Origin of the sequence: Amycolatopsis sp. NPDC051106 (assembly GCF_040682775.1) — a bacterium.
Taxonomy (GTDB): domain Bacteria; phylum Actinomycetota; class Actinomycetes; order Mycobacteriales; family Pseudonocardiaceae; genus Amycolatopsis.
In genome coordinates this window covers 33,751-38,839 of the sequence record NZ_JBFBBQ010000049.1, presented here as the reverse complement: position 1 = coordinate 38,839, position 5,089 = coordinate 33,751, and the positions used below count along the sequence as shown (strand labels likewise).

Genomic DNA, 5,089 nt, shown 5'->3' with positions numbered 1-5,089 from the left:
AGGAGAACGCCATGACCGAAGACCTCGCGGTCGCCGCACCGGCCCCCGCCACCGTTGCCAGCCCGCGCGCGGGCAGCTTCCGCGTCGACGCCCACCACGGCGAGATCCTGCAAGGGGTGTTCGTCACCGACGGCCGGCTCCGCCGCGGCCTGGTGACGCTGCCGTGCCCGCTCTACAGCACCCGCGCGACCTTCCTGCCCACCGACGATGCCGGCACCACCGTGCGTCCCGCGTGGCGCAGCAAGGCCCGCCGCGCCGCCGACCTCACCCTGGGGCGGCTCGGGCACCCGGTCCCGGGCGGGCTGCTCGACATCACCAGTGACATCCCGCTGTGCCGGGGGTTCGGTTCCTCGACCGCGGACGTGACGTCGGCGATCGGCGCGGTCCTCGCCGCGACCGGCCGCCGGCTCTCGCCCGCCGAAGTCGGCGCGCTGGCCGTCGAGGCCGAAACGGCGTCGGACTCGCTGATGTACGGCGGGCGGGCCGTGGTCTTCGCGCACCGCGAAGGCGAGCCCATCGAGGACCTCGGGGAGCTGATGCCGGTGGCCGTGCTGGGGTTCGGTACCAGCCCCGGCGGGCGCGGCGTCGACACCCTGGAGCTCCCGCCCGCGCGCTACACGTCGTGGGAGATCGAGGCGTTCCGGCCGTTGCGCGGCCTGCTGCGGCGGGCCGTGCGCGACGGGGACGCGGGCCTGCTCGGCCGCGTCGCCACCGCCAGCACCGTGCTCAACCAGCGTCACCTGCCCATTCCCGGGCTGGACGACGTGCTCGCCGCCGCCCGCGCGGCCGGGGCCACCGGCGTCCAGGTGGCCCACAGCGGCGACGTCGCCGGCCTGCTCTTCGACGCGGGCGACCCCGAAACCCCGGCCCGGCTGGAGTTCGCCGCCGCGCGGCTGGCCGCCCTGGGCGTGACCGAGACCTGGCAGTTCGAAACCGAGAGGTGAGTCCGATGACCCTTGCCGCCCCCGTCAGCCACTCCGTCAGCCGGTCCGTCGTGGAAGCGACCGAGCTGCCCCGGATCATCCGCATCCGGCCCGGCTTCCACGTCGCCGCGTTCGGCTTGATGAAGCTGCTGCCCGCCCGGTTCATGCTCGACCGCGCCGAAGAACGCGGCGAAGTGGGCCCCGGCACCACCGTGCTCGAGACGTCGTCGGGCACCTTCGGCCTCGGTCTCGCCATGGTCTGCCGGCTGCGCGGCTACCCGCTCACGATCGTCGGCGACCCGGCCATCGACGCGCCGTTGAAGCGCCGGCTCGAACACCTCGGCGCCCGCGTCGAGATCTGCCCGGAGCCGAGCCCGGTCGGCGGGTTCCAGCGCGCGCGGCTCGACCGGCTGGAGGAGCTGCGCGCGGAGTACCCGAACCACTGGGTACCGGGCCAGTACAGCAATCCGGACAACCCGCGGTCGTACGCGCTGGTGGCCGAGCAGCTCGCCGAGACGATCGGCGTGCCCGACTGCCTGGTCGGCGCGGTCGGCTCCGGCGGGTCGACGTCGGGCACGAGCTCGTTCCTGCGGATGCTCGTCCCGGACCTGACGCTCATCGGCGTCGACACCCAGCGCAGCGCCATCTTCGGCCAGCCCGACGGCCCCCGCGTCCTGCGCGGGCTCGGCAACAGCCTGGTCCCGCCCAACGTCGAGCACACCGGCTACGACCAGGTGCACTGGATCGGCGCGGCGGAGGCGTTCGCCGCGACGCGGGACCTGTACGCCCGGCACTGCCTGTTCATGGGCCCGACCAGCGGCGCGTCCTTCAAGGTCGCCGACTGGTTCTCGCGCCGGAACCCGGACGCCACCGTGGTCGCGCTGCTGCCGGACGAGGGCTACCGCTACCAGGACACGGTGTACTCCGACGAGTGGCTGCGCGCGCAGGGGCTCGCGCACACGGGGGCGGCCGAGCCGTACGAGGTCGTCGCGCCGACCGAGCCGGGTGGGTCGTGGACCTGGCTGAACTGGGGCCGGCGCTCGCTGGCCGACGCGTCGTGAAGGGCACGCTGCTGCTCGTCGAGAGCAACACCACCGGCACCGGGCGGCTGTTCGCGCGGCAGGCCCGGGAGCTGGGGTACGAGCCGGTGCTGGCCGCGGCCGACCCTTCGCGGTACCCGTACGCGGCGGAGGACAGCGTCCGCGTCGTCCGGTGCGACACGTCGGACGCGTGCGCGGTGCTGGATTCGGACACCGGCGAGGTCGCCGGGGTGACCAGCAGCTCGGAGTACTTCATCCCGGTGGCGGCCCGGATCGCGGCGAAGCTCGGCCTGCCCGGGCCGGATCCCTTGGCCGTCACGGAGTGCCGGAACAAGGCGCACCAGCGGGCGGTGCTCGGGACGCCGTGCACGGTGGCGACTTCGGTGGCGGAGGCCGTCGCGGCGGCAGCCGAGTTCCCGGTGGTGCTCAAGCCGGCCGAGGGGTCGGGGAGCGTCGGCGTGCTCCGGTGCGAGACGCCGGAGGCGGTGGCCACCCAGGCGGCGGCGCTGCTTTCGGTGACGCACAACGAACGCGGGCTGCCGGTGCCGGCGCAGGTGCTGGTGGAGCCCTACGCCAGCGGGCCGGAGTACTCGGTGGAACTGTTCGGCGACGTCGTGGTCGCGGTGGTGCGCAAGCACCTGGGGCCGGCGCCGTTCTTCGTCGAGGTCGGCCACGACGTCCCGGCCGCGCTGCCGCCGCTGGACGAGACGGCGCTGATCGACACGGCCCGGGCGGCGGTGACCGCGCTGGGCCTCGGCTTCGGCGCGGCCCACGTCGAGATCCGCCTGACCCCGTCCGGCCCGTGGCTGATGGAGGTCAACCCGCGCCCGGCGGGCGGCATGATCCCGGAGCTGGTCCGCGCGTCGACGGGCGTCGACCTGGTGGCGGCGCAGGTGGCGGCGGTCCTGGGCCTGCCGCCGGACCTGCGGGCTTCCCGGCGGGCGTGTGCGTCGCTGCGCTTCCTGACGGCCACGTCCTCCTCGGTGGTCGCGGCCGGGGACGCGGTGGCGAAGGCGTCGACGGTGCCGGGCGTCGCCGAGGGCCGGTTGTACCGGCCCGACGGCACGGTGGTCCGCCCGGCCCGCGACTACCGCGACCGGGCCGGGCACGTCCTCGCGGTGGCCGACCGCCCCCGCGGCGCCCGCGCGGCGGCGGCCGCCGGACTGGACCGGCTCCGGGCCGCCCTGGTCCCCGCCCCGAAGGGAGAAGCCCGATGACCCTGCGGTTCCTCATCACCACGGTGGCGCAAGCCGGGCTCATCGGAAACCGCCGTCGCGATGCAGTGAATGACCCATTCCCGGCATCCGGCGCAAGGAATGAGTCATTCACTGCGTCCGGACCCGCCACCCCACCCCACCCGGACACCCCGGAAGGAGCACCTCGATGACCATCGCGCAGCCAGGGGTCCTGAGTGCCGAGTCGGGTGCTGACCCGGCTTGCCACTCACGACCGGCACCCGCGCCGGGCGGGACCGGCCGGCTCAGCAGCCCCATCTCCGCCGCGGCCCGGGAGATCCTCTTCGACCGCGACACCGCCCCCGCCCCCGATCCGGTCGCCGCCGAACTCGGGCTCATCAGCCAGGTCGACCGCGCCCACGTCGTCATGCTCGCCGAACGCGGCATCGTCGACCGGGCCCGCGCCGGGGAACTCCTCCGCGGCATCGAAAGCCTGCGGTGGCAAGGCTTCGCGCCGCTGCACGACGTCCCCGCGCCGCGCGGCCGCTACCTCGCTTACGAGTCCCACCTCATCGACACCCTCGGCGCCGAGGTCGGCGGGATCCTCCACAGTGGACGCTCGCGCAACGACCTCAACGCGACCGTCGTCCGGCTGCGGCTGCGCGAACCGCACGAACGCCTGCTCGCCGAGTCCGACGCCCTCGGCCGCGCCCTGCTCGACCGGGCCCGGCGCTGGGCCGGCGTCACCATGCCCGCCTACACCCACCACCAGCCCGCCGTCCCGATCACCTACGGCCACTACCTCGCCGGCGTCGCGAGCGCGCTCGTCCGCGACGTCGAAGGTGTCTGGCAGGCCGGCGCGGAGATCGACCAGAACCCGCTCGGCGCGGGCGCGGTCGGCGGCACCTCGTTGCCGGTCGACCAGCACCGCACCACCGCGCTGCTCGGCTTCGCCACCCCGATCCCGAACTCGCTGCACGCCGTCGCGTCGCGGGACCTGGTGCTGCGCCAGCTTTCCGCGGCCACCGTCCTCGGCGTGCTGCTCTGCCGCGTCTCGCACGACCTGCAGGCGTGGACCAGCGCCGAGGCCGGGCTGCTGCGGCTGGCCGACGACGTCGTCGGGTCCAGCTCGATGATGCCGCAGAAGCGCAACCCGTTCCTGCTCGAACACGTCCAGGGCCGGGCGCTCGCCCCGCTCGGCGCATTCACCGCGTCGGCGAGCGCGATGGCCACCGCGCGCTTCACCAACGCCATCGCCGTCGGCACCGAAGCCGTCGCCCCGGCGTGGTCGGCGCTCGAAGCCGCGACCGACGCCGTCGTCCTGCTGCGGCTCGTCGTCGAGGGCGCCGAGCCGGTGCCGGAGCGCATGTACGAACGCGCGGTCGACGGCCAGACCGCGGCCACGCACCTGGCCGAACGGCTCGTCGACGCCGGGGTCCCGTTCCGGCAGGCCCACCACGAAGTCGGCGCCATCGCCAAGGAAGCCCTCGACGCCGGGGTGAAGCTGCACGACGTCGCCCGCGTCCGGCTGGCCGGGCAGCCCGAGCACGTTCTCGCCGCGCTCGACCCGGCCGAAGTCGCCCAGCACGCGGCTCACGGCGGCGGCCCGGCGCGCGAGTCCGTGCTCGCCGCCGTCGCCGCGGCCGAGACGGGGTTCGCCCGGATCCGCGCCGCGGCCGAGGAACGCCGCCGGCGCTGGAGCCAGGCCGAAGCCGGCCTCGACGACGCCGTCCGATCCCTCATCGACCCCCGGAGCATCCCGTGACCTTCACCGTCGTCCGCAACGACGAAGACCAGTACTCGATCTGGCCCGCCGGGCGGGATCTGCCGCCCGGCTGGCTGAGCGCCGGCGTCACCGGCAGCCGCGAGGAGTGCCTCGCGCACATCGACACCGTCTGGACCGACATGCGCCCGCGGAGCCTCCGCGAGCGCATGGCCACCCGCTGACCTT

At 74.9% G+C, this 5,089-nt stretch carries 5 protein-coding genes; all 5 read left to right on the top strand.

Translation table 11 applies throughout. From position 1 onward, the window contains the following. The first annotated feature begins 11 nt into the window (after positions 1-11). Positions 12-944, top strand: a complete 933-nt coding sequence (locus tag AB0M83_RS30645; protein ID WP_364522049.1) for a kinase — start codon at positions 12-14, stop codon at positions 942-944. A 5-nt stretch (positions 945-949) separates the two neighbouring features. Further along, entirely contained in the window at positions 950-1,984 is a 1,035-nt protein-coding gene (locus AB0M83_RS30640; RefSeq protein ID WP_364522047.1) for a pyridoxal-phosphate dependent enzyme, read from the top strand. Next, complete coding sequence (locus AB0M83_RS30635) at positions 1,936-3,180, top strand: ATP-grasp domain-containing protein (protein ID WP_364522045.1); 1,245 nt, start codon at positions 1,936-1,938, stop codon at positions 3,178-3,180. The genes AB0M83_RS30640 and AB0M83_RS30635 overlap by 49 nt, the downstream gene beginning before the upstream one ends. Positions 3,181-3,346: 166 nt before the next feature. Further along, the gene (locus AB0M83_RS30630) at positions 3,347-4,903 is read left to right on the top strand and encodes an argininosuccinate lyase (protein ID WP_364522043.1); all 1,557 of its coding nucleotides are present in this window, start codon (positions 3,347-3,349) and stop codon (positions 4,901-4,903) included. After that, entirely contained in the window at positions 4,900-5,085 is a 186-nt protein-coding gene (locus AB0M83_RS30625) for an MbtH family NRPS accessory protein (protein ID WP_364522041.1), read from the top strand. The genes AB0M83_RS30630 and AB0M83_RS30625 overlap by 4 nt, the downstream gene beginning before the upstream one ends. Positions 5,086-5,089: the final 4 nt, after the last annotated feature.